We start from the raw sequence: 3,023 nt of genomic DNA on the forward strand, positions 1-3,023 counted from the left end.
CGAGGGCTAGTTGCCTCAACTCCGTGAGGGTCAAGCCCCTACCATCCTCATGGTAGAAGTATGTGTCTGCCCATCGTAGGGTATTGTAGGCCTCACAAGCCGCCTCCAATTGGGCCTTTAACGCCCTCAGCGTTCGTCGATCGGTGTATGCTCTAAACCTAAACCCCACGATGGGCATCAGAAAAATGGGAACATCAAATATTTAAAGTTATTCCCCCTCATCCCCGCCATAAATGGCGAGGCTTTCCCCATGCGTATAATTATAAAAATTTTTTCCATCCCTACTTCTTAATGCTCCTCATGTACTCTGTCCTGATCCAGTGAATCACGTCGGGTATATTTATCTTCATGGGGCACACCTCCCTACAGGTACCCGCGTGGGTGCATAGAACGGCATGCCTCCCAGCCTTTTCCACGCCATTAATGACGGCGCTCCACATAACCCCCATGGGGCCGGAGTATGGTTTATCCCCCCAAGCCCCATCCATTGCCCTATACACTGGGCAATGGAAGTGACACCTCCCGCACCTAATGCAGAGAAGCGTCTCCCATAGAACTGGGTGACTCGCGGCCCTCCTTCTCCCATTATCGAGCAGGACCAAGTGAAACTCCCGGGGTCCCTCCGCTGGACTAACCCTTACCTGCTCCACGTCCCCCGTCGAGGATGGCCCCGCCACCAGGTTAACATAAGTGGGGGGATAAAGGCCAGCATAGGCTGCCTGGACAAGCACCTCCATCATTGCGTGGTGAAGCGTCGGCACTATCTTATCGATCCCGGTCACCGAGACGTGAATGGGGGGCGCCACGGTCGTGAACCTGATATTGCCCTCATTCTCCACAAGCAGGACGGCGCCCGTGTCGGCTGCCACTGCATTAGCTCCAGTTATGCCCACTCCAGCCTTAACGAATTTCTCCCTCAGGAATTCCCGGGCAACCCTGGCTATATCCACTGGATCCGGCTTAACATCAATGCCGAGCCTCTCCCTCAATACTTGAGCCGCCCTCTCCCTCGTCATGTGAAGCGCTGGAGCTATTATGTGGCTCGGTGCCTCCCCAGCCAATTGAATCAGGAACTCCCCTAAATCCGTTTCCCAAACCTCATTCCCCATCCCCGCCAAGTGCTCCCGTATCCCGGCCTCGGCCGCCACCATTGATTTACCCATGACCACTATCTTCCCGCTCCCCACTATGTTCCCCACTATTCTCCTAGCCTCCTCGGCATTCCCCGCCAGGTACGCCTTCCCCCCAAGGGCCCTCACGGCAGCCATAGTCTCATCCACGTACTTATCCATGTCCCTGATCACTGCCTCCTTAGCCCTCCTCAACTCCTCGGCTAAGTCCTTTATGTAGGGATATTTCTCCAGTATATTCATTGTTCTCGGCACGTTGTGCTCCACTGCCCTACTTATTGCGGCATCCCAACTCATGAAATCGCCTCAATCAAGTCAATCACCTTAACCCCACTCGGCGCGTTACGGCTCAAATTAGCGAGGCAAATGGGGCACGCGGTCACGATGACCTGCGATAACTTGCTTAACCCAGCAACCCTAACCCTCGCTATCGAGTTTGATAGGGATGGATTAATGGATTCAACGGGGCCCCCACAACACATTGATGTCGCTACCCCGGTCAAGTATGGATCCTCCTTAACCTCTATCCCGGCATTCCCCAGTAACTTCCTCGGCGCCTCCCTGAGCCCAAGGTACCGCGAGTAGAGGCAGGAGTCATGAATGGCGACGGCCCCGCTTCCCTTCTTATCCACGTCCTTGATGAGCTCCATGTAATTAATCACCTCCGCATCCACCCTCTGGAACTTGGGGAGAACATTCACCAAGATGTTATGGGTGTGGGGATCAATGGTTATCACTCGCTTTGCCCCACTCAATGCCCTCGCCACCACTGCCGAGTACTCCCTAAACGCATCCTCGAACCCCAACTCATAGAGGATGGCCCCAGAGTACGGCTCCTCCTCATAGAGGTACCCGAACTCCACGCCGTTCTTCTTGAGTAGTAATGCGATGCTCCTCACTATTCCATTCATTCTATCCAGCTCGGATTGGCTCGGCTTGACTAGGCTCTTCATGAGGCCCATGGGCGCTAATCTAGCTAATTCAGGCACTTTAGAGGCCTTATCGATTAGCGACACCAATCTATTAATTGCCGGCACCAATTGATACAGGCACGACGTGTAGATTATGGTGTCGCCGCCCCTCGGCAGCCCCAAGCCACTTGCCCACCTAGTGCAGGTCCCCTTATCAACCGGGAGGGGAAGCATGTTGCTCCTCAAGTTACTTAGCAGTAGGTCGCCGAGAACCCTTAACCAGTTCTCCACGGCCCCTCAAGAGTGATTCCCATTAATAAATATGCCCCGAGAAAATTAAAATCAGGGCGCTCACCTATTCGGGTGCTAACACTGATACTGGCCGAGTCATCCCTCGAGTTAATGAATGGGGAGGTCCTGGACGTGTCGAGGCACCATAGATTGATTAGGCGATTACCTAATCCAGGGAAGAGGGGTAGGCCCGACATAGTTCACCTCTTCCTAATCAACGCAATGAGTAGTCCCCTCAATAATGCTGGCCTGCTTCGCGTCCTCATACATACCATTAATGATGAGGTGATAAGGGTGAGCCCAATCGAGCGGCCGCCCCAGAATTATAATAACTTCATTGGACTAATGAGGCAATTACTTGTTAAGGGCAGGGCCCCGCCCCAGGGTGATCCGCTTCTTCAATTGGGGAAGGGCACCATTAGGGACGCCATCGCCGTCAGCGGGGCATCGAGGGTGGTGCTTCTAGATGATGTTCGCGGCACAGTCATTAGGGGAGTGGACTTGGCGAGGCGATTATTATCACTAGGCAACGTCGCGGTAGTGATAGGCGGATTCCCCCACGGTTCCTTCAGCGAATCAACGTATGCCTCGGCGCATGAGGTTTATAGAATTGGGGAGAGGCCCATGCGCACGCATGAGGTGACTTGCCGCCTCCTCTCCATGCTTGAATCGGAGCTGGGGTACTACTGAG

Annotated in this window: 3 protein-coding genes; 1 reads left to right on the forward strand and 2 read right to left on the reverse strand. The window is 54.1% G+C overall.

Annotated features, from left to right (window positions below):
* Positions 1-281: 281 nt before the first annotated feature.
* Both AT710_09500 and AT710_09505 read right to left on the reverse strand, forming a co-directional pair.
* Positions 282-1,427, reverse strand: coding sequence for a (Fe-S)-binding protein (locus tag AT710_09500; GenBank protein ID KUO90097.1), 1,146 nt, complete (start codon positions 1,425-1,427; stop codon positions 282-284).
* A complete protein-coding gene (locus tag AT710_09505) occupies positions 1,424-2,332 on the reverse strand; it encodes a Fe-S oxidoreductase (protein KUO90098.1) in 909 nt (302 codons plus the stop codon). Before AT710_09505 ends, AT710_09500 begins: the two co-directional genes overlap by 4 nt.
* 72 nt (positions 2,333-2,404) lie before the next feature.
* Between AT710_09505 and AT710_09510 the strand changes: the two genes are divergently transcribed.
* Positions 2,405-3,022: a hypothetical protein gene (locus AT710_09510; protein ID KUO90099.1), complete on the forward strand. Its 618-nt coding sequence runs from the start codon at positions 2,405-2,407 to the stop codon at positions 3,020-3,022.
* Position 3,023: the final 1 nt, after the last annotated feature.

The sequence above is a fragment of the Thermocladium sp. ECH_B genome, from assembly GCA_001516585.1.
In the GTDB taxonomy this organism is placed as follows: domain Archaea; phylum Thermoproteota; class Thermoprotei; order Thermoproteales; family Thermocladiaceae; genus Thermocladium.